Annotated in this window: 24 protein-coding genes; 11 read left to right on the forward strand and 13 right to left on the reverse strand. The window is 58.9% G+C overall.

Annotated elements, in window-relative coordinates:
• Nucleotides 1-318: hypothetical protein (locus BLS87_RS34425; protein ID WP_208605153.1), on the forward strand; the 318-nt coding region annotated here is incomplete at its 5' end.
• Here BLS87_RS34425 and tyrS read toward each other — a convergent pair.
• On the reverse strand, nucleotides 270-1,469 hold the full coding sequence (tyrS, locus tag BLS87_RS09170; RefSeq protein WP_074752188.1) for a tyrosine--tRNA ligase: 1,200 nt from the start codon (nucleotides 1,467-1,469) through the stop codon (nucleotides 270-272). The genes BLS87_RS34425 and tyrS overlap by 49 nt on opposite strands.
• A gap of 212 nt (nucleotides 1,470-1,681) precedes the next feature.
• On the opposite strand from tyrS, the gene BLS87_RS09175 reads away from it, so the two are divergent.
• Together BLS87_RS09175 and BLS87_RS09180 are read left to right on the forward strand one after the other, a co-directional pair.
• Nucleotides 1,682-3,118, forward strand: coding sequence for a peptidoglycan DD-metalloendopeptidase family protein (locus BLS87_RS09175; protein WP_074752189.1), 1,437 nt, complete (start codon nucleotides 1,682-1,684; stop codon nucleotides 3,116-3,118).
• A 3-nt stretch (nucleotides 3,119-3,121) separates the two neighbouring features.
• The gene (locus BLS87_RS09180; protein ID WP_074752190.1) at nucleotides 3,122-4,213 is read left to right on the forward strand and encodes an anhydro-N-acetylmuramic acid kinase; all 1,092 of its coding nucleotides are present in this window, start codon (nucleotides 3,122-3,124) and stop codon (nucleotides 4,211-4,213) included.
• Nucleotides 4,214-4,274: 61 nt separating this feature from the next.
• Here BLS87_RS09180 and erpA read toward each other — a convergent pair whose 3' ends face one another.
• Both erpA and argC read right to left on the reverse strand, forming a co-directional pair.
• Nucleotides 4,275-4,625, reverse strand: coding sequence for an iron-sulfur cluster insertion protein ErpA (gene erpA / locus BLS87_RS09185; RefSeq protein ID WP_074752191.1), 351 nt, complete (start codon nucleotides 4,623-4,625; stop codon nucleotides 4,275-4,277).
• A 166-nt stretch (nucleotides 4,626-4,791) separates the two neighbouring features.
• Nucleotides 4,792-5,826 (reverse strand): N-acetyl-gamma-glutamyl-phosphate reductase, encoded by a 1,035-nt coding sequence (argC, locus tag BLS87_RS09190; protein ID WP_074752192.1) that lies wholly within the window; start codon nucleotides 5,824-5,826, stop codon nucleotides 4,792-4,794.
• 133 nt (nucleotides 5,827-5,959) lie between these two features.
• Here argC and hemJ point away from each other — a divergent pair, with 133 nt between their 5' ends.
• The 5 genes from hemJ (at nucleotide 5,960) to coq7 (ending at nucleotide 9,396) form a co-directional block, all read left to right on the forward strand.
• Entirely contained in the window at nucleotides 5,960-6,385 is a 426-nt protein-coding gene (gene hemJ / locus BLS87_RS09195) for a protoporphyrinogen oxidase HemJ (protein WP_074752193.1), read from the forward strand.
• A gap of 44 nt (nucleotides 6,386-6,429) precedes the next feature.
• Nucleotides 6,430-7,353 carry a DUF805 domain-containing protein gene (locus tag BLS87_RS09200; protein ID WP_074752194.1) on the forward strand — a complete coding sequence of 308 codons (924 nt, stop codon included), beginning with the start codon at nucleotides 6,430-6,432 and terminating at the stop codon, nucleotides 7,351-7,353.
• Between the two features lie 57 nt (nucleotides 7,354-7,410).
• On the forward strand, nucleotides 7,411-8,196 hold the full coding sequence (locus BLS87_RS09205) for an SDR family NAD(P)-dependent oxidoreductase (RefSeq protein WP_074752195.1): 786 nt from the start codon (nucleotides 7,411-7,413) through the stop codon (nucleotides 8,194-8,196).
• Between the two features lie 89 nt (nucleotides 8,197-8,285).
• Nucleotides 8,286-8,624, forward strand: a complete 339-nt coding sequence (locus BLS87_RS09210) for a histidine triad nucleotide-binding protein (protein WP_074752196.1) — start codon at nucleotides 8,286-8,288, stop codon at nucleotides 8,622-8,624.
• Nucleotides 8,625-8,748: 124 nt separating this feature from the next.
• Nucleotides 8,749-9,396, forward strand: coding sequence for a 2-polyprenyl-3-methyl-6-methoxy-1,4-benzoquinone monooxygenase (coq7, locus tag BLS87_RS09215; protein ID WP_074752197.1), 648 nt, complete (start codon nucleotides 8,749-8,751; stop codon nucleotides 9,394-9,396).
• Between the two features lie 131 nt (nucleotides 9,397-9,527).
• Here the strand turns inward: coq7 and speD are convergent, their stop codons facing one another.
• Together speD and BLS87_RS09225 are read right to left on the reverse strand one after the other, a co-directional pair.
• A complete protein-coding gene (gene speD, locus BLS87_RS09220) occupies nucleotides 9,528-10,322 on the reverse strand; it encodes an adenosylmethionine decarboxylase (RefSeq protein ID WP_074752198.1) in 795 nt (264 codons plus the stop codon).
• Between the two features lie 239 nt (nucleotides 10,323-10,561).
• Nucleotides 10,562-10,984: an OsmC family protein gene (locus tag BLS87_RS09225; protein WP_074752199.1), complete on the reverse strand. Its 423-nt coding sequence runs from the start codon at nucleotides 10,982-10,984 to the stop codon at nucleotides 10,562-10,564.
• Between the two features lie 207 nt (nucleotides 10,985-11,191).
• Here BLS87_RS09225 and crp point away from each other — a divergent pair, with 207 nt between their 5' ends.
• Nucleotides 11,192-11,836 carry a cAMP-activated global transcriptional regulator CRP gene (gene crp / locus BLS87_RS09230; RefSeq protein WP_074752200.1) on the forward strand — a complete coding sequence of 215 codons (645 nt, stop codon included), beginning with the start codon at nucleotides 11,192-11,194 and terminating at the stop codon, nucleotides 11,834-11,836.
• 14 nt (nucleotides 11,837-11,850) lie between these two features.
• Here crp and BLS87_RS09235 read toward each other — a convergent pair whose 3' ends face one another.
• The 5 genes from BLS87_RS09235 to BLS87_RS09255 form a co-directional block, all read right to left on the reverse strand.
• Nucleotides 11,851-12,546, reverse strand: a complete 696-nt coding sequence (locus tag BLS87_RS09235; protein ID WP_074752201.1) for a lipoyl protein ligase domain-containing protein — start codon at nucleotides 12,544-12,546, stop codon at nucleotides 11,851-11,853.
• Between the two features lie 34 nt (nucleotides 12,547-12,580).
• Entirely contained in the window at nucleotides 12,581-13,417 is an 837-nt protein-coding gene (trpC, locus tag BLS87_RS09240; RefSeq protein ID WP_074752202.1) for an indole-3-glycerol phosphate synthase TrpC, read from the reverse strand.
• Nucleotides 13,414-14,463 (reverse strand): anthranilate phosphoribosyltransferase, encoded by a 1,050-nt coding sequence (gene trpD / locus BLS87_RS09245; protein ID WP_074752515.1) that lies wholly within the window; start codon nucleotides 14,461-14,463, stop codon nucleotides 13,414-13,416. The genes trpC and trpD overlap by 4 nt, the downstream gene beginning before the upstream one ends.
• Nucleotides 14,464-14,481: 18 nt before the next feature.
• Entirely contained in the window at nucleotides 14,482-15,081 is a 600-nt protein-coding gene (locus BLS87_RS09250) for an aminodeoxychorismate/anthranilate synthase component II (RefSeq protein WP_074752203.1), read from the reverse strand.
• A gap of 377 nt (nucleotides 15,082-15,458) precedes the next feature.
• Nucleotides 15,459-16,379, reverse strand: coding sequence for a LysR family transcriptional regulator (locus BLS87_RS09255; protein ID WP_074752204.1), 921 nt, complete (start codon nucleotides 16,377-16,379; stop codon nucleotides 15,459-15,461).
• Nucleotides 16,380-16,525: 146 nt separating this feature from the next.
• On the opposite strand from BLS87_RS09255, the gene BLS87_RS09260 reads away from it, so the two are divergent.
• Nucleotides 16,526-17,740 (forward strand): MFS transporter, encoded by a 1,215-nt coding sequence (locus BLS87_RS09260; RefSeq protein WP_074752205.1) that lies wholly within the window; start codon nucleotides 16,526-16,528, stop codon nucleotides 17,738-17,740.
• A gap of 233 nt (nucleotides 17,741-17,973) precedes the next feature.
• Nucleotides 17,974-19,914, forward strand: a complete 1,941-nt coding sequence (estP, locus tag BLS87_RS09265; RefSeq protein ID WP_074752206.1) for an esterase EstP — start codon at nucleotides 17,974-17,976, stop codon at nucleotides 19,912-19,914.
• A gap of 187 nt (nucleotides 19,915-20,101) precedes the next feature.
• Here estP and trpE read toward each other — a convergent pair whose 3' ends face one another.
• From trpE to rpe, 3 genes are all read right to left on the reverse strand, one after another.
• Nucleotides 20,102-21,583, reverse strand: coding sequence for an anthranilate synthase component I (trpE, locus tag BLS87_RS09270; protein ID WP_074752207.1), 1,482 nt, complete (start codon nucleotides 21,581-21,583; stop codon nucleotides 20,102-20,104).
• 70 nt (nucleotides 21,584-21,653) lie between these two features.
• Nucleotides 21,654-22,472, reverse strand: coding sequence for a phosphoglycolate phosphatase (locus BLS87_RS09275; protein ID WP_062385176.1), 819 nt, complete (start codon nucleotides 22,470-22,472; stop codon nucleotides 21,654-21,656).
• On the reverse strand, nucleotides 22,472-23,143 hold the full coding sequence (gene rpe / locus BLS87_RS09280; protein ID WP_074752516.1) for a ribulose-phosphate 3-epimerase: 672 nt from the start codon (nucleotides 23,141-23,143) through the stop codon (nucleotides 22,472-22,474). Before rpe ends, BLS87_RS09275 begins: the two co-directional genes overlap by 1 nt.
• Nucleotides 23,144-23,364 lie beyond the last annotated feature (221 nt).

Consider the following 23,364-nt stretch of genomic DNA (forward strand, 5'->3'; position numbering starts at 1 on the left):
GAAGTTTTCAAAGTTTCCTTTGCAACTTCAACCACTTGCGCTTCGTTCGACTTACCGTCTCACGTCAGCGGGAGGCGAATTCTACAGCGTTACAACCTGCTGTCAACCCCTTTCTCACCGCTGTCGATTCAAGCATCTGAACCGAAGCGCTTCCTCGCTGCTTACTTCGTCCAACTCATTGATTCTCAAGGAGTTTTCCGTTTCGTCTGCGCCGGAAGTGGGGCGAATTATAGACAGATCCAGACGAGCGTCAAGCACTTATTTGAACTTTATTCCAAATTCAGCGTAACGCGCCCAAAAGCCTTCTTACCCGCCTGACAAACATGAGTAGCGCCCAGCTTAAAGATGAAGCTGCGATCGACAACCTCTCCATCTATACGCACGCCGCCGGACGCCAACAGATCGCGAGCCACTGCCGAGTTCTTTACCAGCCCTGCCTTATTAAGGACGGCAGCAATCGGCATATCCTCGACACCCGACACAGCGATTTCCGGGAGATCTTCTGGCAGCTCGCCATCCTTCATACGATTACCCGCAGATCGGTGGGCCGACGCAGCAGCCTCTTCACCATGGAAACGGGCAACGATCTCTTCTGCCAGCTTGATCTTGATGTCGCGAGGGTTCGCACCCGACTCACAATCAGCCTTGAAGCCATCGATCTCTTCCATGCTGCGGAAGCTCAGCAACTCAAAGTAGCGCCACATCAGTGCATCAGGGATCGACACCAGCTTGCTGTACATAATGCCCGGTGCTTCCTGGATACCCACGTAGTTACCCAACGACTTGGACATCTTCTTCACGCCGTCCAGACCTTCCAGCAACGGCATGGTCAGCACGCACTGCGCTTCCTGACCATACGAACGCTGAAGCTCACGCCCCATCAGGAGGTTGAACTTCTGATCGGTACCGCCCAGCTCAACATCGGCACGCAACGCAACCGAGTCGTAACCTTGTACCAGCGGATACAGGAACTCATGGATGGCAATGGACTGGTTCGACTTGTAACGCTTGTCGAAGTCATCTCGCTCGAGCATGCGAGCCACTGTGTACTGCGAGGACAGACGAATGAAGTCGGCAGGACTCAGCTGATCCATCCAGGTGGAGTTGAAGGCCACTTCGGTTCTGGCAGGATCAAGAATTTTGAAAACCTGGGCTTTATAGGTTTCCGCATAGTCGAGCACTTGCTCGCGCGTGAGCGGAGGGCGCGTCGCACTTTTACCGCTTGGGTCGCCGATCATGCCGGTGAAGTCGCCGATCAGGAAGATCACCTGATGGCCCAGCTCCTGAAACTGGCGCAGCTTATTAATAAGCACCGTGTGACCCAGGTGCAGGTCGGGCGCCGTGGGGTCAAAACCGGCCTTGATGCGCAGTGGCTGACCACGCTTAAGCTTCGCGACCAGTTCGGACTCGACCAGGAGTTCATCCGCGCCACGCTTGATCAGCGCTAGCTGCTCTTCAACCGACTTCATAACAGCCCCGTAATGCCTTATTTCAAAGGGAAACAACCATACAAGATCACCGCCCAAATACAAGTTCTGAGCGGAGAAGGCAGACGAATCGAGAAGCGATCCGCTTACGCGCTTGCCTCAAGGAGGATTTGGTTATATTTTATACAGTTATTTCATCTTCATCATGTCATTCATCTTTTCCATTTCATCTTTTTTCAAAGTCAAAATTACCTATGAACGACACTCCGCCTAAAGCGCCTCCGCTTTATCCGAAGAGCCACCTGCTAGCTGCCAGCGGTATCGCCGCGCTGCTGAGCCTGGCCCTTCTGGTTTTTCCATCCAGCGATGTCGAAGCCAAGAAAACCAATCTCACCCTCGAACTGGACACGCCGGCCGACCAGTTCAAGCAAGAACAAGACGCTCAAGATCAGAACAAAGCCACAGAAGACACATCATCTTCTCCTTTTGCTCAGATCGACAATGCTGCCGACGAGCCTGAAGACACGGCCGCAACCCAACCGGGAACCAAGCCTGCTGCGCCTGAAGTCGCAGCGGCCGCTAAAAGCCCAAACCATAAGGAGGTTGTCGTCTCCAAAGGCGATACGCTTTCTACCCTGTTCGAAAAGGTAGGCCTTCCTCCGGCAGCCGTTCACGAAGTCATTGCCAGCGACAAGCAGGCCAGGCAGTTCAGCCAGCTTAAAAACGGCCAGGTATTGCAGTTCGAGCTAACGCCTGAGGGCAAACTCAAACAACTGCACAGCAAACTCAGCGATCTTGAAAGCATCAGCATCTCAAGAACGGACAAGGGTTACACCTTCACCCGGGATGTCAGCAAACCCAACGTCCGCACGGCGTATGTCCACGGCGTGATCAGCAATTCGCTGTCGCAGTCGGCACAACGTGCAGGCCTGAGTCACAGCATGACCATGGACATGGCCAACATCTTTGGCTACGACGTCGACTTCGCTCAAGACATCCGCAAGGGCGACGAATTTGACGTGATCTACGAGCAGAAAGTCGCCAACGGCAAGACGGTAGGCACCGGCAATATCCTGTCGGCGCGCTTTACCAACCGCGGCAAGACTTACACCGCCGTGCGATACACCAACAAGCAAGGCAATACTAATTACTACACCGCGGACGGCAACAGCATGCGCAAGGCGTTCATCCGTACGCCGGTTGAGTTCGCCCGCATCAGCTCGATGTTCTCCATGGGCCGCAAACACCCGATCCTGAACAAGATCCGCGCCCACAAAGGCATCGACTATGCTGCACCACGCGGCACGCCGATCAAGGCGACGGGCGATGGCAAGGTTATCTTGGCTGGCCGTCGCGGCGGTTACGGTAATACGGTGATCATCCAGCACGGCGAAACCTATCGCACGCTCTACGGCCATATGCAGGGTTTCGCAAAAGGCATCCAAAGCGGCAGCAACGTCAAACAAGGCCAGGTCATCGGCTATATTGGAACAACCGGCCTGTCGACGGGTCCGCATGTACATTACGAGTTCCAGGTAAACGGCGTTCACGTTGACCCCCTAGGTCAGAAGCTGCCTATGGCAGACCCGATCGCCAAGTCCGAAAAACAGCGGTTCATGCAGGAAAGCCAACCTCTGATGGCGCGCATGGACCAGGAAAAGGCCACCATGCTGGCCTCGAGTAAGCGCTGACCCATGCATTTATATGTAGGTGTAATGTCCGGAAGCAGTCTAGATGGACTCGACTTCGCGCTCGTAGAACAGGGTGACCGACCACGTTTGCTCGGCACCCATTACATCCCTATGCCTGAAGATCTGCGCGCCGAGCTGCTTGGCCTGTGCTCAAGCGGCCCGGATGAGCTCGCTCGCGCCGGGATTGCGGAGCAGAAGTGGGTACGTCTGGCCGCGCAAGGCGTGCTCAAATTGCTGGACGAGCAGAAAGTCCTGGCGGGTGCGATTCGCGCCATCGGCAGCCATGGCCAGACGATCCGCCACGAGCCTGCGCGCGGGTTCACCATCCAGATCGGTAACCCCGCCCTGCTTGCAGAGCTGACGGGTATTACCGTTGTCAGTGATTTCCGCAAGCGCGACATTGCTGCAGGTGGGCAAGGTGCGCCGCTGGTGCCTGCCTTCCATGAAGCATTGTTCGACGACAACAAGGACTATCGTGCCGTCCTGAACGTCGGCGGGTTCAGCAACCTCAGCCTGATCGAGATCGACAAGCCCGTATCCGGCTTCGATTCCGGCCCGGGTAATGTGTTGCTGGATGCCTGGATCCAGGCCCAACGTGGCTTGAGCTATGACAAGGATGGTGCATGGAGCGAAAGCGGGACGGTTAACGCCGACTTGCTGAAGTCTATGCTGAGCGACCAGTTCTTCCAGACCAAAGGCCCAAAAAGTACCGGGCGCGAGGTATTCAACCTGGGCTGGGTTCACCATCACCTGTTTCAGCTGCCAACGCTGAAACCTGAAGACGTGCAGGCGACGTTGCTGGAAGTCACTGCGCTGAGCATCACCGAGTCGCTGCAATCGGCTCAGGCACAGACCAAAGAACTGCTGGTCTGTGGTGGCGGCGCTCTTAACAAAGCCCTGATGAATCGACTGGCTGCGCTGCTGCCCAACACCAAGGTCTCGAGCACAGCCAAGTTCGGTGTCGACCCTAAATGGGTTGAGGCGATGGCGTTCGCATGGCTGGCCCACTGCGCGCTGGAAAGCGTCCCGGCCAACCGCCCAAGCGTCACGGGCGCCAAAGGCCTTCGCGTTCTGGGTGCAATCTACCCGGCGTAATGCTCAGCGCCAACGCAAAACGCCGCGCATATGCGCGGCGTTTTCGTTTACAGCCCGTGAATCAGATCGAGAAAGACGAACCGCAACCACAGGTCGTGGCAGCATTCGGGTTCTTGATCACGAAACGAGAACCTTCGAGACCTTCCTGATAGTCAACCTCTGCGCCCGCCAGATACTGGAAGCTCATCGGGTCGACAACCAGGCTTACGCCCTCACGCTCAACGATGGTGTCATCGTCGGCGACGTCTTCATCGAAAGTAAAACCATACTGGAAACCGGAACAGCCGCCGCCAGTGACGAACACCCGCAACTTCAGGCGATCATTGCCCTCTTCGTCGACCAGGGTTTTCACTTTGTGCGCTGCACCTTGCGTGAATTCCAGAGCCGTAGGAGTGAAGGATTCAACGCTCATGCTCGATATCTCCCGGCGCTAAGCCGTCATAATGCGTAATGCGCGCATTATCCGCTTGTCCTAGAAAATTGGTCAACTATTTGGAGAGCAGCGGTAAGCCACTCGCTTCAAGCCGCAAGAAGCGTTACCCCTCTCGCAGCTTGAAGCTTGCCGCTAGAAGCTGCTCTCAAGGCAACAATGCGGCGTGAGACAGCCCCATACGCTCGTCCAGTTCGAACATGATGTTCATGTTCTGCAGCGCTTGGCCCGATGCGCCTTTGACGAGGTTGTCGATAACCGACAACACCACCACCAGATCGCCATCCTGAGGACGGTGCACCGCGATGCGGCAGACGTTGGCGCCGCGTACGCTGCGCGTTTCGGGGTGGCTGCCCGCCGGCATCACATCGACAAACGGTTCCTCGGCGTAGCGCTTCTCAAACAGAGTCTGAAGATCAACAGACTTGTCGACGACAGTTGAGTAAAGCGTCGCGTGGATACCGCGGATCATCGGCGTCAGGTGCGGAACAAAGGTCAATCCGATGTCGCCGCCTGCTGCACGACGCAGGCCCTGGCTGATTTCCGGCAAATGGCGATGGCCTTTTACGGCGTACGCCTTGAAGCTCTCGCTGGTTTCAGCATAAAGAGAACCGACACTGGCGCCGCGACCTGCACCGCTGATGCCGGATTTACAGTCGGCAATCAGACGAGTCGGATCGGCCAGGCCCGCTTCCAGCAACGGCAGAAAGCCCAGCTGAGTGGCGGTCGGGTAACAACCCGGTACAGCGATGAGGCGAGCACCCTTGATTTTCTCGCGATTGACTTCAGGCAGGCCATAGACCGCTTCGTCGAGCAAGTCTGGCGCACCATGTGGCTGGTTGTACCACTTGGACCACTCAACCGGATCCTGCAGACGGAAGTCAGCCGACAGGTCGATGACCTTGGTGCCTGCTGCCAGCAATTCACCGGCCAGCGCGTGAGCGACACCGTGCGGGGTGGCGAAGAACACGACATCGCAAGCACCCAGAACCTTCACGTCCGGCACGCTGAACGCCAGACCGTCATAGTGGCCTCGCAGGTTCGGGTACATGTCGGCAACGGGCAAACCTGCCTCGGAGCGCGAGGTGATCGCCACCACTTCAGCCTGCGGATGCTGTGCCAGAAGACGCAGCAACTCGACGCCGGTGTAACCCGTGCCACCGACGATACCGACCTTGACCATAACCTGCCCCTCAACGAAACCACTGGAAAGCCGCTGATAATAGGAGTCCAGCGCCTTCGGGACAACCGCGAACGTGACGTACGGGCACGCAAGCCACTACTATTTACGCCACCGTGCCCCTGGAAAAACCAAAATGCTCTATCTGTGGATCAAAGCGCTGCACATTGTTTCGATGGTCTGCTGGTTCGCCGGCTTGTTCTATCTCCCTCGCCTGTTCGTCTACCACGCCATGAGCGAAGACACCGTTAGCCGCGAGCGTTTCTGCACCATGGAGCGCAAGCTCTATCGCGGCATCATGGGCCCGGCGATGATCGCCACGCTGGTGTTCGGCATCTGGCTGATCACACTTAGCCCAGGGTTTCTTCAGCAAGGCTGGATGCACGCCAAACTGACGCTGGTCGTGCTGTTGATCGGTTATCACCACATGTGCGGCGCGCAGGTCAAACGCTTCGCTCGCGGTGAAAAGGGCCGCAGTCATGTGTTTTATCGCTGGTTCAACGAAGTCCCGGTACTGATCCTGCTCGCCGTTGTCATCCTGGTGGTGGTGAAGCCGTTTTGATTACCCCGTGGTGACGCATTCAACCCAAGACAAGGAAGCCAAGCATGGCGGAACACTTCAAGATCGTTTTCGAAGGGCAGTTGCGAACGGGTGTCGATCTGGAAACGGCGCGCCTGAACCTGGCGCAGCTGTTCAAAAGCGACGTATCGAGCATGGATCGGTTATTTACCGGCAAGCCTGTGACCGTGAAACGTGGCCTGACGCAGGATGACGCGCAGCGCTATATGAAAGCCTTGAACGATGCAGGCGTTGAAGCCCGTATCGAACCCGAGCAGCCTGTCACCTGGACGCTGGAAGAGGTCACCGCTCCCGAACCGCAGAAGCCCGCTTTCGAACCTGCCGCCTCCCCTTATGCACCTCCGCGCGCATCGATGGCCCAGGACTGGCCGGCGGTTGGCGAGCTCAAGGTCTTCACGATCCAGGGTCGGATTGGTCGTCTGCGCTACCTGGCGTGGAGCATGGTAATGGTTTTCGCGCTGATGGCCGCCTTTATGGTGTGCCTTCAGGTCATGGCGATGTCGCTGACGGCTGGCGGTTTGCTCGCGACGGTGCTTTTTATCGCGTTCCTCGTGGTCAGCATTCAGATGGGAGCCCAGCGGCTGCATGACGCAGGGTGGTCGGCCTGGTTGCTTCTGTTGAATCTGGTGCCCGTGATCGGAGGCTTTTTCCCGTTCTTGATGATGGCTGTTCCCGGCAACAACGGGCCGAATCGATATGGCCCACCACAACCGCCAAACACGCGATCCGTCAAAGTGCTCGCCACCTTGTGGGTTGTCTTCCTCGCGCTGGTGTTCGCTGGCGCAATGATGGGGGGCCTGCAGAAGATTCAAGACCAAGTGGAGGCCACTACGGGTGACTATGAGCAGACGTTGCCCAACGATGATGATTCGGACGACGCCGCACAACCTGTTGTCCCTGTAGACCCTGCCGATGCCGGTGACTCTTCCGACAGCGAAGACGACCAATAACTGTCTGGCAGCAAGGAAGCTGTCTCAACATCTGCTACACGTTCATTGGAGAACCGCATGACCCGTTACGCCCTGGTCACTGGCGCATCCAGCGGCATCGGCCTGGCCATGGCTGAAGCCTTGGCCCGCCGTGGCCGCAATCTGATTCTGGTCTCGCGCCACCGGGACATGCTGGAAAGCATCGCACTTGAATTCACTCAGCGCTTTGGCGTCGAGGTGCTGTTTCGCGCCTGCGACCTAGGTGAACCCTTACGACTCTCAGGTTTCCTGCTCGAGTTGGAAGAGGGCGAGCGACAGATTGATCTGCTGGTGAACTGCGCAGGCATCGGCAACAGCGGGCCGTTTCTCGCCCAGGAATGGGCGCAGGAACAAGACTTGCTGGACCTCAACGTGCTGGCCCTGACTCGCCTTTGCCACACCGTGGGCAACCTGATGGCAGTGCAAGGCGGCGGACAGATTCTCAACGTCGCCTCGATCATGGGTTTCCAGCCAGGCCCCTGGATGAGCACGTATGCCGCCAGCAAGGCCTACGTACTGCACTTCTCAGAAGGTCTGCGCGAAGAACTGAAGAAAACCGGGGTGAAGATTTCGGTACTGTGTCCGGGCCCGACGCGGACATCGTTCTTCCGCACAGCACAACTCAACGCAGACAAATTCACCGACGACAAGACGATGACCGCCGAGGAGATTGCGCTGTACACCGTTCGCGCCCTCGACAAGAACCGCGCGATTATCATTCCCGGAAGGCGAAACCGCTTCCTGGCCCAGCTACCGCGCCTGACAGGTCGCTGGATGGCGCGCAAAATCTGGGGATCGATACTGAAGTCGCGCACTTCGGCCTGAGTCGCTGAACAGCAAGAAACGGCTGGGCGCACGCGGGTACGCTCAGTACACTCGATCCACTCCCCCACAAGAAACGGAGAAACAAGGCTGTGGAAACTCTGTTCACCAAGATCATCAATCGCGAGATACCAGCGAAGATCATCTATGAAGATGACCAAGTGCTGGCCTTTCATGACATCGCCCCGCAGGCGCCGGTGCATTTTCTGGTTATCCCGAAAAAGCCGATTCGTACGCTCAATGATGTGACCGAGGAAGACAAAGGCCTGCTGGGCCACATTCTCTTCACCGCGCAACGCCTGGCGAAGGAGCAAGGTTGCGAGGACGGTTTCCGGGTGGTCATGAACACCAATGAGAAAGGCGGTCAGACCGTCTATCACATTCATATGCATGTACTGGGCAAGCGCCAGATGACCTGGCCTCCGGGCTGAGTCGGAAATTCAACGACTTACGCCCGCCGAGCGTCTAAAACGCGTCTCGGCGGGCTGACGCAGAACAAGCCTCGTCACATCGATTGAGGTAGACTGGCCGCCGTGGATTTATCCGGAGGTGCCCATGGCTACCGAACGTCACTACTCCCCTATCGACCGTTTCCTTCTGCAAGCCGACGCCGCGATGAAAACGCTGCTGCCTGCCAGCGCGCACGCTCACCGCCCCTCGCCTGCCATCGTTCAACCCGACACCAAGATGAGTGAAGTCGACACCAAACATGTCGCGGGCCTCATGCGCATCAACCATACGGGCGAAGTCTGTGCTCAGGCGCTGTATCAGGGACAAGCCCTGACCGCCAAGCTGCCGCACGTGCGCAAGGCGATGGAGCACGCCGCCGAAGAAGAAATCGACCATCTGGTGTGGTGTGAGCAACGCATCCGCCAATTGGGCAGTCACACCAGCGTACTCAACCCCTTGTTCTACGGCATGTCGTTCGGCATTGGCGCGGTGGCGGGTTTGATCAGCGACAAAGTCAGCCTGGGGTTCGTTGCCGCCACTGAAGATCAGGTCTGCAAACATTTGAACGAGCACCTGGAGCAATTGCCGATCGAGGACGAAAAATCTCGCGCGATTCTCGAACAGATGCGCACTGACGAAGAACAACACGCCGAAGGCGCTATTGATGCAGGCGGTTTCCGCTTTCCGCGGCCGGTAAAATTTGGCATGAGCTTGCTGGCCAAGGTCATGACCAAGAGTACTTACCGGATCTGATGCGCCAGCGTTGACGACAACGGCCGCTCGCAACTGAATTAGCGAAGCGGCCATGTCAGACACAGATGTCTTGTTGATAAACAAAAAAGGCGCCTCGATAGGCGCCTTTCTTGTTCATGCAGGAAACATCATCAGTTCGGCATGTTGCGGCCGTAGAAGATTTCCAGCATTTCGTGTTTCACACGGTCAGTGACCTGCTCGCGCTGTTCTGGCGAGAGGTTGCTGGTCGCGTCGCCGAACAGGTAATTGTCCAGTTCGAACTGCTTGAGCAGCATTTTGGTGTGGAACAGGTTTTCCTGATACACGTTCACGTCAGTCATCTGATAGCTGTCGCGAGTGTCTTCGGAAAGGTAGTTCTGGATCGAGTTGATCTCGTGATCGATGAAGTGCTTCTTGCCTTCCACGTCACGGGTGAAACCGCGCACGCGATAGTCGACGGTCACGATGTCGGACTCGAACTTGTGAATCAGATAGTTCAGGGCCTTGAGCGGGGAAATCACGCCGCAGGTCGACACGTCGATGTCCACGCGGAAGGTCGCGATACCGTCGACCGGATGAATTTCCGGGTAGGTGTGGACCGTGATGTGGCTCTTGTCCAGATGAGCAAGAATGGTTTCCGGCAACGGGCCGGGCGATTCTTCAATCTGGCTGTCGGTTGGCGTCACCGGCTGCTCGGAAATCAGGATCGTGACACTGGCACCTTGCGGATCGTAGTCCTGACGCGCGATGTTCAGGATGTTGGCACCAATGATATCGACGACATCCGTGAGAATCCGCGTCAGGCGTTCTGCGTCATACACACTGTTGATGTACTCGACGTAGGCCTGCTGGTCCTGCGGGGTTTCCGCATAGCAGATGTCATAGATGTTGAAGCTCAAGGTCTTTGTCAGGTTATTGAACCCGTGGAGCTTGAGTTTGCTTTTCACCGTTAAAAACTCTCTATATGGGTGCGGCCCAGGCCGCGTGATCAAGCATGCCCGTCAACTGAGCCCGGCTCAGTCGCGTAGGACGGTTAACACCTCTTCGCGTTGGCGATTTTGGTTGTCTGGTCGGAGGCGAGCCGGCAAGGTTCCGGCGGTCGCGCCCTGAAAAAGGGGCGCATTATGCAGACCTCGGAAGTCGCATGCCATAGCCTGCGCCTCATTTGTGAAAATTGGGTGGTGAATCAGCCCAATTCGATGATTTCGTAATCGTGGGTGATTTCAACGCCAGCGTTGCCCAACATGATAGACGCGGAGCAGTACTTCTCGGCGGAAAGCTCGATAGCGCGTTTGACTTGGGTCTCTTTCAGACCACGGCCCTTCACCACGAAATGCAGGTGAATTTTGGTGAACACCTTGGGGTCCTCGTTGGCGCGTTCGGCTTCCAGAAACGCCTCGCAGCTTTCGACCGGCTGACGGGCCTTTTTCAGAATGCTGACCACGTCGAAGTTGCTGCAACCCCCCAGACCAATGAGCACCATCTCCATCGGGCGCACACCCAGATTACGACCGCCGCTCTCGGGCGGGCCATCCATCACGACCACGTGACCGCTGCCCGACTCGCCGAGGAACATGGCCTCACCGGCCCACTGAATACGCGCTTTCATCCCCAGGACTCCAATGCTTGAAAAAAGGCGGCCAGCTTAGCACAGGGCCGGAATGTCGCTGAGTGGACCGGAAATGTCGATAAGCGACAGAAATGTAGGAAATTTCCGAAAAAATGGCGAATTGCCGCTGCTGAACTGTGACAAATCGGAAATACTGCCGATACCTTTAAGAATGCCTCAGGGCGCAGTTTTTTACGGGATACAGCCATGGTCGCCATGACCCCTCCGAACAAAGTGAAGCTGGTCGACAAACTTCTCCCTCACGCACAACGAAAGCGCTGCGCCGCCAAGAGCAACATCATCTGCGCCGGTGAACAATCCGAATCGCTGTACCTGATCATCAAAGGGTCGGTCACGATCCTGATCGAGGACAACGAAGGCCGCGAGATGATTGTCGCCTACCTCAACAGCGGTGATTTCTTCGGCGAGCTGGGCCTGTTCCAGCAAGCGGCGACCGGTCCACAGCGCAGCGCCTGGGTCCGGGCCAAGAGCGAGTGCGAAGTCGCCGAAATCAGCTACACGAAATTCCGCGAGTTGAGTCAGCACGACCCCGAGTTGATGTACGCGATAGGCGGACAAATGGCCGAGCGTCTGCGCAATACCACACGCAAAGTCGGCGACCTGGCATTTCTCGATGTCACCGGGCGCGTCGCACGCAGCCTGCTCGACCTGTGCAAACAGCCAGATGCGATGACTCACCCCGACGGCATGCAGATCAAGATCACCCGTCAGGAAATCGGTCGTATCGTGGGGTGTTCACGCGAGATGGTGGGCCGCGTTCTCAAGTCTCTGGAAGAACAGAAGCTGGTGCACGTTCGTGGCAAGACGATGGTGGTCTTCGGCACTCGCTAAGCGCCCGATCCCGACTATAAGCGGGCGAACATGTCCGCGTAGCGCTCGCCCAACCGGTCCAGGAAGTCGGGGGCGGCGAACAGCTCGTGCAGCGCGATGTGGCTCTGCGCACGGCAGCGCTGTTCCAACTCGCACATCTGATTGAAGCGGTTGACGGCATTGACCATGTCAACCCGCTCGTTATCCAGCAGCATCGCGCCATGGGCCAGCACCACCGGGCGCCGTCCACCCTGACTTTGCCGCCAGCGCTGGGCCGTCCCGACCATTTTGCGATCATCCAGATTGACGTTGAAACGACCGTCGCAGAAGGCGCCGTCAACCTCGCCCAGAGAAGCGGCGCCACCGAGATCGGTCAACACGTCGAGCATGGGCTGACACAGACGCATGTAGGCGTTCTCGATACGATCCCTGTCCAGATCGGATTGTGGCTGAACGTAGACCAGCGCGACGTTCACCGTGGCAGGTGACTGTGGGACCGGTTCTCCGCCGCTTTCACGCAGCAGAACCGGCCAACCGATATCGGCCAGGGTCTCGCTGGCTTCGGTGAAACCGTCCAGACGGCTCAAGCGTCGCGGCATCACCAGCGCGTGATCACTGGGTCGCCAGAACAACAGACCGTAATCGGCATCGCCTGCGCAGACCGAGGCCAGCAGGTCCTGTTCGGCCTTGAGGCCGGCTTCAACGCAGATGTCGATTACCTGGGTGGTCATGATCACGCCTCGTTCCGACGAACCTATGGCCGTCTCAATCCAGGGTGCTGGATTTGATGGCCGTACCTTTTTCCGGGAAGAACAGACGCTGCAGCTCCACACCCGGCTTCTCGGCGCGCATGAATGCTTCGCCAACCAGGAACGAGTACACGTCGTTGATTTCCATCAACTCGACGTCGGCACGGTTGAGAATGCCGCTCTCGGTGATGACCAGGCGATCACGCGGGATACGCGGCAACAGGTCCAGCGTGGTTTCCAGGCTGACATCGAACGTATGCAGGTTACGGTTGTTAATCCCCACCAGCGGCGTATCGAGGGTTTTCAGCGCACGCTCCAGCTCATCACCGTCGTGCACTTCAACCAGCACGTCCAGTTTGTTGGCTTTGGCGACCGCAGCCAGTTCGGCCATCTGAACGTCGTCCAGCGCAGAAACAATCAGCAGGATGCAGTCTGCGCCCAGCGCGCGAGCTTCGACGACCTGATACGGGTCGATCATGAAGTCCTTGCGGATCACCGGCAGTTTGCACGCGCCACGGGCTTCTTTCAGATAGGCGTCAGCACCCTGAAAGAAGTCGATGTCGGTCAGCACGGAAAGACACGTCGCGCCGCCCGCTTCGTAGCTTTTGGCGATTTCAGCGGGCTGGAAATGCTCGCGAATCACGCCCTTGCTCGGCGAAGCCTTCTTGATTTCGGCGATGACGGCAGGCTGCTTGCGCTTCGCCTGCTCGATCAGCGCCTTTGCGAAGCCACGTGGAGCATCGGCGGTGGCAACCAGGGTTTCCAGCTCGGACAGGCTGACGCTGGCGCGCCGCGCCGCGACTTCCTCGGCCTTACGGGCGAGAATCTTTTCCAATACCGTCGGCACGCTCATCCTTCATTCTCCTGTTTGAATACCGCGGTAAAAGCACCCAGCTCTTCAAGCTTCTCACGCGCCAGACCGGTGTGCAGCGCATCGTGCGCCAATGCCACGCCTTCCTTCAGGGAAGAGGCATGATCGGCGGCGTACAGCGCGGCGCCCGCATTGAGCACAATCATTTCAGCCGCTTTCTGGCCGTTCTCGGTTTTGCGCCGACCCAGCGCATCGCGGATCAATTCCAGCGACTGCGCAGGACTGTCGACCACCAGGCCGAACAGGCTCTGGCTCTTCATGCCCAGGTCTTCCGGTTGCACCCAGTATTCGGTGACTTCGCCGTTCTTGAGTTCAGCGACAAAGGTCGGCGCCGCGAGGCTGAATTCGTCCAGGCCGTCCTGTGAGTGCACCACCAACACGTGCTTGCTGCCCAGACGCGACAGCACTTCAGCCAGCGGACGGCACAGCGCCTGACTGAACACGCCGACGACCTGGTGCTTGACGCCTGCCGGGTTAGTCAGTGGACCCAGCATGTTGAACAGCGTGCGCAGGCCCAGCTCTTTGCGCGGACCGGCGGCATGTTTCATCGCCCCATGATGGGTTTGCGCAAACATGAAGCCAATGCCGACGCTGTCGATGCAACGCGCCACCTGAACCGGCGTCAGGTTCAGATAGACACCCGCCGCTTCCAGCAGATCGGCACTGCCGCTTTTGCCGGAGACAGCACGGTTGCCGTGTTTGGCGACCGTGCAGCCCGCCGCAGCGATGACGAACGAAGCGGCTGTCGAGACGTTGAAGATATTCGCGCCGTCGCCGCCGGTGCCGACAATGTCGACCACGCCTTCGAGGGTCTTGAGTTCGACCTTGTCGGCCAGCTCACGCATGACCGAGACCGCGCCGACAATCTCGTCGATGCTCTCGCTCTTCATGCGCATGCCCATCAGAAAGGCACCGATCTGCGCCTGCGTGCACTGGCCGGTCATGATTTCGCGCATGACGTCGCGCATTTCGTCGGTGCTCAGGTCCAGTTGCGTCACAACCCGGCCCAGCGCCGTCTTGATATCCATTGCCATATCGAAGTGTCCTTAACCCTGACGAGTGCCGCCGGTCTGCTTGAGGAAGTTGGCGAACAGCTCGTGACCCTGCTCGGAAAGAATCGACTCAGGGTGGAATTGCACACCCTCGACATTCAGCGTCTTGTGACGCAAGCCCATGATCTCATCGACGGAGCCGTCTTCGAGCTGGGTCCATGCGGTCATTTCCAGGCAGTCCGGCAGTGTCTCGCGCTTGACCACCAGCGAGTGATAGCGGGTAACTGTCAGCGGGTGTTTCAACCCTTCGAACACGCCTTTGTCTTCGTGGATCAGGTCGCTGGTTTTGCCGTGCATCACCTGACGCGCGCGCACGACGTCGCCGCCAAACGCCTGGCCGATGGACTGATGGCCCAGGCAGACGCCCAGCACCGGCAGCTTGCCGGCGAAGTGCTTGATCACGTCGATGGACACGCCCGCTTCATTCGGGGTGCAAGGGCCTGGGGAAACGACGATGCGCTCGGGGTTCAGCGCCTCGATTTCAGCGACGGTCATTTCGTCGTTGCGGATCACTTTAACGTCGGCGCCCAACTCGCCAAGGTACTGCACGACGTTATAGGTGAAAGAGTCGTAGTTATCGATCATCAGCAGCATGGTGTGCTCAACCTCTTGGAATCACTGACCTTTATTCAAACCTTCCAGAGTCCGTGTTCGTTTTTGCGCCCGTTTGTGCAGTCGTTGCATGGCTCGACTGGGGCAGACGTCACGGTTTGAAGGCAGGGTGTTACAGGGCCGGGAGAGCCGGCAGGGAAAAGAGTCAGGCGCGCCAACGCCAGCGGGCGTGAGCCTTGATAACGCGCATCAAGAGTTTGCTGACAGTCGTCACGGAAGGGGTCTCATCTAAACGTTTTGGGACATTAGCGTACCGAATCAAGCGGCGCAACCGCATTGTACGATAGAAAAAATTTGAGTGGATGCAGTCAGAACGAGCGGCATAACACGGATCAGCCTGTGTCGGAGTTTCAACCCTTTCAAACCGGGGCTGTTTCACCGAGCAGTCGGGACATCCTGGCCCGCAGCCGAGGCCCGACGAAATCCAGAAACGCGCGCAGCTTCAACGGCAGCGGCGCCTGACCGGTGTGCACCAGGCTGACGGGCAAGGGCGCCGATTCATAAGACGCCAAAACCACACGAAGCGCGCCATGACGCACAGCTTCCGCCACTTGATAAGACAGAACGCGAATCAAGCCGACACCCAGTGCCGATGCATCGATGGCAGCCTCGGCGGTGTTCACCGTGAGCCTTGACTGAACAGGCACCGACACCTGAGAGCGGCCAGCGCCGAAGACCCAGGCGCGTTTAGACTCCAGCACCTCAAAGGTGATGCAGTCGTGTTCGGCCAGATCAGTCGGGTGAGTGGGCTCGCCACGCTGACTCAGGTAGGCGGGACTCGCACACACGACGCGCCGCACCGTTCCCACGCGGGTCGCCATAAGCGAACTGTCGGGCAGCTCACCTATGCGCACGGCAATATCACCGTGCTCTTCCATTAAATGCACCACGCGATCGGTCAGCATCAGGTTGACGGTGATCAGCGGGTAATGAGCCAGAAATTCTGCAATCACGGGCACCGCGTGCAGGCGGCCGAACACCACGGGCGCCGTGACCGTCAGCTCGCCTTTCGGCGCCGAATATTCCCCCGTCGCAGCCCGCTCCGCCTCACCGATGTCTTCAAGAATCCGCCGGCACGCGACCAGGTAAGCGCTTCCAGCTTCGGTCAGTGAAAGCTGACGCGTGGTGCGGTGCAGCAAGCGTGTTTTCAGGTGCGTTTCCAGCTCCACGACCTTGCGGCTGACTGTCGCCAGCGGCATGCCGAGTCGGCGTGCTGCGGCGGACAGGCTGCCAGCGTCCGCAACGGTGACAAAGATGGACATCGAGTCAAGGCGGTTCAACGGCGACTCTCTCGGAATATGGAAGAATGATTCCCGATCTTAGGGAATTATCTTTACCAATGCGAGGGCGTAGGGTTCAAGGCTCACCACCGGTACGCGACAGATTGGCTGCAAGTGCCGGAGCCACTTACCCACAGGAGGGTGCCATGAGCATTTCCAAAACGCCCGCTGCGCCCGTCATCGCGTCACGCGGCAAAATCATCATGATGGCGATCATTGCCGGAGCGGTGATCACTAATCTGTACTGCGTACAGCCCATCTTGCCGCTGATCGCCTCAAGTCTTGGCGTTGACCAAACGACCGTGGACCTCGTGGCCGGCGCAGCGCTGCTCGGGTTTGCCTTTGGGCTCGCGCTGCTGTTGCCGCTGGGCGACCGTTTCGATCGGCGCAAGCTGGTCCTCGGACAAATCGCGGTCGCCTTCATTTTCGGTATCGCCGCCGCAGCAGCGCCGAGCATCTGGACGTTGATTGCCGCGGCGTTCGGTCTGGGTGTGGTCAGCTGCGTCCCACAGCAACTGGTGCCTTTCGCTGCGGTGATGTCGCAACCCAGTGAACGCGGACGTAACGTGGGAACCGTGGTCAGCGGCATCATGGTCGGCATTCTGCTGGGCCGAACCATCAGCGGCGTGGTGGGTGACACCTACGGTTGGCGCGCGGTGTTCGGCGTAGAAGCAGCCTTCATGATCCCGGTCTTCATCGCCGCCGCAACGCTGCTGCCCAAGGGCGTGCCCAGCACCCAACTTTCCTACGGTCGCCTGCTGGCTTCGCTGTGGCCGTTGATGCGCGACAACCGTCCGATTCGCGAATCAATGATGGTCCAGGCGCTGCTGTGGGCGTGCTTCAACGCCTTCTGGGTGAACTTGGCCGCGCTGCTCGCAGATGGCCCCATGCATCTGGGCAGTGCCTGGGCGGGTGGATTCGGCATCATCGGTGCGGCCGGCGCGCTTGCCGCTTCTCTGGGCGGTCGTGCCTCGGACACACTCGGTGCGCGCAAGGTGATTGGCGCCAGCATCGCTATCGTGACGTTGTCCTTCCTGCTCCTCGCCGGTGCCGAGTCCTCTCTGATCTTCCTTGTGATCGGGGTTATCGTGCTCGACATCGGCGTACAGGCCGGCCTTGTGTCCAACCAGACCCGCGCCTTTGCGGTCGACCCGAAAGCGCAAGGCCGAATCAACAGCCTTTATATGACCGCAACGTTCTTCGGTGGCGCGGTCGGCACCATCATCAGCGGCTGGCTAATGGCCCGACTGGGATGGCAAGGGATCGTCGCCTTCGGAATCCTGCTGGGTCTGATCGCGATGGCCATCCACTGGGTCGGCTCGGCCCGCCTCCCGCAAAAACAAGTGAGCCCTGGCGCCTGAAACGCTGTCACTCGTAAGTTCTGAAACAGACGACAAAAGCCCTCAGTCAAACGTTTCCTCTTGATCCCGCACGTTGGATTCGGGTGTCCGCTTTCCGGGTGGACACCTTTTTTCTGCTGACCGTGAACGCACTGTTCTTGCGACGCACCTGCATCCTTGTTGATACAGAACATGGCGACCTGTGTCGTGGCTGCTACCTTGTCGTACAGCAATAAAAAAAGAAGGGATTTCTCATGCTCAACGCCACACTGTCGCGACCTTTCGCCGCCTGCCTCCTCGCGCTCGCCTGCTCCTCGGCGACGGCAGCTTCCTCGCCCTATTCAACGATGATCGTATTCGGCGACAGCCTCGCCGATGCGGGCCAGTTTCCCGACGCGGGCGGCCCACCCGGTGCAACCTTGCGCTTCACCAACCGTACCGGCCCCACGTATCTGAATGGAAGCGGTGAGGTGTTCGGCCTGAACGCCTCGACGCTGCTGGGCGGCATGCTCGGGGTGTCACCCAATGATCTACAGGCATCCACCTCACCGGTCCGTGCGGCACAAGGATTGGCCGACGGTAACAACTGGGCGGTGGGTGGTGATCGGACGGATCAAATTTTGGCCGCGATCACCACTCAGTCGCAGGTCGCCAATACCGATACCACGACCGGCGTGACCACCGTTTTCCGCACACGACCAGGTTATCTGGCAGAAACCGGCTTTCGTGCCGACCCGAATGCGCTGTATTACCTGACCGGCGGTGGCAACGACTTTCTGCAGGGTCGGGTGCTCAGCCCGGGGCAAGCGGTCAGTGCCGCGAACAATCTCGCTGACAGCGCGCAGGTGCTGTCGCAGGCAGGTGCGCGTTACATCATGGTCTGGCTGCTGCCCGATATCGGCCAGACGCCCGCTGTTTCAGGCACGCCATTGCAGGTCCCGTCGACGTTGCTCAGCGGCGTGTTCAATCAACAGCTGGTAAACCGTCTCGGGCAAATCAATGCCGAGGTCATCCCGCTGAACGTGCCCGGCCTGGTCAGAGAAGTGTTGGCCGAACCTGCGCGCTACGGTCTGGCCGCCGACCAGAATCTGGTCGGCACCTGTTTCAGTGGTAACAGCTGCACCGCCAACAGTGTTTACGGAATTGGCGGGCTCACGCCTGACCCGACGAAACTGCTGTTCAACGACGGGGTTCACCCCACCGTCGCCGGCCAGCGCCTCATCGCCGACTACGGCTATTCCATTCTCTCTGCTCCGTGGGAGATCACCCTGCTGCCGGAAATGGCCAATGGCACTTTGCGCGCACAGCAGGATGAGCTGCGCAGTCAGTGGCTGGCCGACTGGGGCAACTGGCAGAACGTGGGTGAATGGCGTGCGATCGTCGCCGGGGGCGGTCAGAAACTGGACTTCGATGCGCAGAGCAATTCTGCGAGGGGCGACGGCCATGGCTACAACCTGACCATCGGCGGCAGCTACCGGTTTGCCGAAGACTGGCGTGCCGGCCTGGTGGCGGGCGCCTACCGGCAGACGCTGGAAGCGGGTCCACGGGATTCGGACTACAAGCTCAACAGCTACATCGCGACGGCTTTTGTGCAGTTTCAGGCGAATCACTGGTGGGCTGATCTCGCTGCATCGGGCGGCAAGCTCGATTACGACAACCTCAAGCGCAAATTTGCGCTGGGCGTCAGCGAGGGTGCAGAGAAAAGCGACACCGACGGCAACCTTTGGGCGCTCAGTGGCCGAGTGGGATTCGATCTTGCCGAGCAGACCAGCCGCTGGCATGTCTCGCCCTTCATCAGCGCCGATTACTCGCATGTCGAGGTGGACGGTTACTCGGAGAACAGCACTCGGGCGACGGCGCTCAACTACGACGATCAAACCCGCCGTTCAAAACGGCTCGGAGCAGGCGTGCAGGGCAAGTTCGACCTCACACCGCAAACCCAGCTGTTTGGCGAGGTGGCACATGAGCGGGAATTCGACACCGATCAGCAGGATGTGACCATCGCACTGAACAGCGTTCCCGGCGTGGACTTCAATCTGGAAGGTTATGAGCCGCAGCGCAGTTTGAATCGGGCAAGCGTTGGCATGAGTCAGAAGCTCGCCCCGGATCTGACACTGCGTGCGGGTTACAACTGGCGCAAAAACGATGACGTGACGCAGCAAGGGGTGAATCTTGCGTTGAGCCTGGATTTCTAATGCCGCTCTCCTACCCCGCATCAAACGTGGACGTGTAGGAGCGCGCTTGCCCGCGAAGACTGATTGTCTGACGCTGAGTTTGCAGCGGATGTACCGACCTCATCGCGGGCAAGCGCGCTCCTACACGGGATTTGCGCCGGACAAAAAAAACGGCGCCATTGGCGCCGTTTTTAAGGGTGCAGCTTCATTACGCCTCAGGCGTCTGCTCTGCCAAGGCCACCGCGCGGAACATGGCGCGGCGTTTGTTCAGGGTTTCTTCCCACTCAAGCGCGGGCACCGAGTCTGCAACGATGCCGCCACCGGCCTGAACGTGCAGTTCGCCGTTCTTGATCACTGCGGTTCGAATGGCAATCGCAGTGTCCATGTTGCCGTTCCATGCCAAGTATCCGACTGCCCCGCCGTAAACGCCACGCTTGACCGGCTCGAGTTCGTCGATGATTTCCATCGCGCGAATCTTAGGCGCACCCGACAACGTGCCTGCCGGCAGAATCGCCCGCAGGGCGTCCATGGCAGTCAGGCCGGCTTTCAACTGACCGGTCACGTTGGACACGATGTGCATGACGTTGGAATAACGCTCGATGACCATCTTCTCGGTCAGTTTCACCGAGCCGATCTCCGAGACGCGCCCCGTGTCATTACGGCCCAGGTCGATGAGCATCAAGTGCTCGGCGATTTCCTTGTCGTCGGACAGCAGATCGACTTCGAGCGCGTGGTCCGCTTCTTCGGTCGCGCCACGAGGACGGGTACCGGCGATAGGACGCACGGTGATCAGGTTGTCTTCGACGCGCACCAGCACTTCCGGCGAACTGCCGACGACGTGGAAGTCGCCGAAGTTGAAGAAGTACATATACGGCGTCGGGTTGAAGCAACGCAACGCGCGGTACAGATCGATCGGCGCAGCCTTGAAGTCGATGGACATGCGCTGCGACGGCACGACCTGCATGCAGTCGCCCGCCAGGATGTATTCCTTGATGGTGTCGACGGCTTTTTCGTAGTCACCCTGCGTGAAACTGGAGCGGAACACCGGGTCAGCCGCCTGTGGACGGGTCAGGTCCAGGCCACGACGCGGGGTGATCGGCTGGCGCAGTTTCTCCATCAACTGGTCCAGACGCTCCCGGCCGCTTTCATACGCGTCTGGCTGAGCAGGGTCGACCAACACGATGGCGTGCATCTTGCCCGCCAGGTTGTCGAACACCACCACGGCGTCGGACACCATCAGCAGGATGTCCGGCACGCCCAGTGGGTCCGGGTTCGGGCAGGCGCCCAGACGCGGCTCTACATAACGCACGCAGTCGTAACCGAAATAACCCACCAGGCCGCCGTTGAACCGCGGCAGACCGGGAATGGTCGGCACGTTGTAACGCGCCTTGAAGGTTTCGACGAATGCCAGCGGATCTTCGGCTTCGAGACGCTCGATCTCGACACCGTCCCGGGTCACGCTGATGGTGTGCCCATGCACACGCATGACCGTGCGGCAGGGCAGTCCGATGATCGAATAACGGCCCCACTTTTCGCCGCCTTGCACCGACTCCAGCAGATAGGAGTTCGGCTCGTCGGCGAGCTTCAGGTAGATCGACAACGGTGTGTCGAAGTCGGCCAGTGTTTCGAGGGCAAGCGGAATGCGGTTGTAGCCGTCAGCGGCCAAACGCAGGAATTCTTCGCGGGTCATGATCAGCCTCGTGGTCTGAGGGTAAAACGGTCAGTTGTGCAAACGCGCCGGACGTCCGGCCAGATTCAAGTCAGGCGCGCCAACGCCAACGGGCCAGGGCCTTGATGACTTTCATCCAGAGTTTGCGAGTGACCACCACGATGGATTCTCTAAAGGAGGGAGCTTTAACGTCGGGCAACGTTATCTCAGCCCCAAGATCTAAGCAACCGGGAATCAGTTTGCGCAAATCGTCGATCACCAACGCCGGAGATTCCTCGGCAATCGGGCGACCGTGGTTGTAGCCGTAGCTCAATGCCACACAGGCAACGCCGGCAGCTTTGGCGGCCAGCACGTCGTTGCGCGAGTCACCGACAAACAGCGATTGCGAGCCCGGCGCACCGGCCATTTTCATCACGAAGAACAGCGCCGCAGGATCGGGTTTCTGTTGCGGCAAGGTGTCGCCGCCGACGATCCAGCGAAAGAAACGGCCCAGTTTCATGTCATCCAGCAACGGCGCGACGAACTGCTCGGGCTTGTTGGTGATGAGGGCCATTTCCACGCCATTTTTCTGCAGCCATTTCAGCGTTTCACGCACGCCTGGATAGACCTTGGTCAGCGAATGGTCGCCGCCGTAGGCCTCCATGAAAATCGCCAGCGCCGACTCAGTGGACGCTTCGTCCACGCCGGAGTGGTCCATGTCGTTCGCCAACGCCCGGCGTACCAACACGCGCACGCCGTTGCCGATCCAGTCGCGCACGCGCTCGATACCCGCCGGCGCGCGTCCGAGCTGAATCAGGGTTTTATCCACAGCTGCGGCCAGATCCGGCACCGAATCGACCAGGGTCCCATCCAGATCGAACATGATCAGTTTGGGCAGGCGACCCGGAAACAGCTGTTCGAAGCCGCTCATCAACGAGCCAACGCCAGTTCTGCACGCATTTTTTCAATGACCTCTTGGTAGTCCGGCGCATTGAAGATAGCTGAACCTGCAACAAACGTATCGGCGCCCGCTGCAGCGATTTCACGGATGTTGTTGACGTTGACGCCACCGTCGATTTCCAGACGGATGTCACGCCCGGACGCGTCGATCAACGCGCGCGCTTCGCGCAGCTTGTTGAGCGTGCCGGGAATGAACTTCTGCCCGCCAAAACCCGGGTTGACGCTCATGAGCAGGATCATGTCGACCTTGTCCATGACGTATTCGAGCAGGTTCAGCGGAGTCGCCGGATTGAACACCAGACCGGACCTGCAACCGCCTTCGCGGATCAGTTGCAGGGAGCGGTCGATGTGCTGGGTCGCTTCCGGGTGGAACGTGATGTAGGTCGCGCCGGCCTCGACGAAGTCGCCGATGATGCGATCGACGGGGCTGACCATCAAGTGAACGTCGATCGGTGCCGTGATGCCGTACTTGCGCAGCGCCGAGCACACCATCGGACCGATGGTCAGGTTGGGGACGTAGTGGTTGTCCATGACGTCGAAGTGGACGATGTCGGCGCCAGCGGCCAGGACATTGTCGACTTCCTGACCCAGACGGGCGAAATCGGCGGACAGAATCGACGGAGCAATAGCGAAGGGCTGCATGACGCACCTTTTTTGAGCGAAATCACGGTGGCGCGCATTGTACTCCAAGAGTTTGAAACGTGTGTTGGGTGGCGGATGAATGCGGTTTCCCGTGAATACAATCGCGATCCATTGTGGGAGCTGCCGGAGGTGACGACGGTGGCGAAAGCGGTGTGTCAGAACAACCGCATTCGCCACCGTCGTCACCTCCGGCAGCTCCCACATAGCATCACCCTAAGCAG

Source organism: Pseudomonas abietaniphila, from assembly GCF_900100795.1.
Lineage (GTDB): Bacteria > Pseudomonadota > Gammaproteobacteria > Pseudomonadales > Pseudomonadaceae > Aquipseudomonas > Aquipseudomonas abietaniphila.

Coding starts and splice junctions, on each gene's coding strand:
- BLS87_RS09175 (WP_074752189.1), top strand. CDS start 1,682: ATGAACGACACTCCGCCTAAAGCGCCTCCGCTTTATCCGAAGAGCCAC.
- coq7 (WP_074752197.1), top strand. CDS start 8,749: ATGGCTACCGAACGTCACTACTCCCCTATCGACCGTTTCCTTCTGCAA.
- BLS87_RS09275 (WP_062385176.1), bottom strand. CDS start 22,472: ATGAGCGGCTTCGAACAGCTGTTTCCGGGTCGCCTGCCCAAACTGATC.
- trpE (WP_074752207.1), bottom strand. CDS start 21,583: ATGACCCGCGAAGAATTCCTGCGTTTGGCCGCTGACGGCTACAACCGC.
- BLS87_RS09205 (WP_074752195.1), top strand. CDS start 7,411: ATGACCCGTTACGCCCTGGTCACTGGCGCATCCAGCGGCATCGGCCTG.
- erpA (WP_074752191.1), bottom strand. CDS start 4,625: ATGAGCGTTGAATCCTTCACTCCTACGGCTCTGGAATTCACGCAAGGT.
- BLS87_RS09235 (WP_074752201.1), bottom strand. CDS start 12,546: ATGACCACCCAGGTAATCGACATCTGCGTTGAAGCCGGCCTCAAGGCC.
- BLS87_RS09200 (WP_074752194.1), top strand. CDS start 6,430: ATGGCGGAACACTTCAAGATCGTTTTCGAAGGGCAGTTGCGAACGGGT.
- tyrS (WP_074752188.1), bottom strand. CDS start 1,469: ATGAAGTCGGTTGAAGAGCAGCTAGCGCTGATCAAGCGTGGCGCGGAT.
- BLS87_RS09260 (WP_074752205.1), top strand. CDS start 16,526: ATGAGCATTTCCAAAACGCCCGCTGCGCCCGTCATCGCGTCACGCGGC.
- argC (WP_074752192.1), bottom strand. CDS start 5,826: ATGGTCAAGGTCGGTATCGTCGGTGGCACGGGTTACACCGGCGTCGAG.
- estP (WP_074752206.1), top strand. CDS start 17,974: ATGCTCAACGCCACACTGTCGCGACCTTTCGCCGCCTGCCTCCTCGCG.
- BLS87_RS09225 (WP_074752199.1), bottom strand. CDS start 10,984: ATGAAAGCGCGTATTCAGTGGGCCGGTGAGGCCATGTTCCTCGGCGAG.
- BLS87_RS09180 (WP_074752190.1), top strand. CDS start 3,122: ATGCATTTATATGTAGGTGTAATGTCCGGAAGCAGTCTAGATGGACTC.
- rpe (WP_074752516.1), bottom strand. CDS start 23,143: ATGCAGCCCTTCGCTATTGCTCCGTCGATTCTGTCCGCCGATTTCGCC.
- trpD (WP_074752515.1), bottom strand. CDS start 14,463: ATGGATATCAAGACGGCGCTGGGCCGGGTTGTGACGCAACTGGACCTG.
- crp (WP_074752200.1), top strand. CDS start 11,192: ATGGTCGCCATGACCCCTCCGAACAAAGTGAAGCTGGTCGACAAACTT.
- trpC (WP_074752202.1), bottom strand. CDS start 13,417: ATGAGCGTGCCGACGGTATTGGAAAAGATTCTCGCCCGTAAGGCCGAG.
- hemJ (WP_074752193.1), top strand. CDS start 5,960: ATGCTCTATCTGTGGATCAAAGCGCTGCACATTGTTTCGATGGTCTGC.
- BLS87_RS09250 (WP_074752203.1), bottom strand. CDS start 15,081: ATGCTGCTGATGATCGATAACTACGACTCTTTCACCTATAACGTCGTG.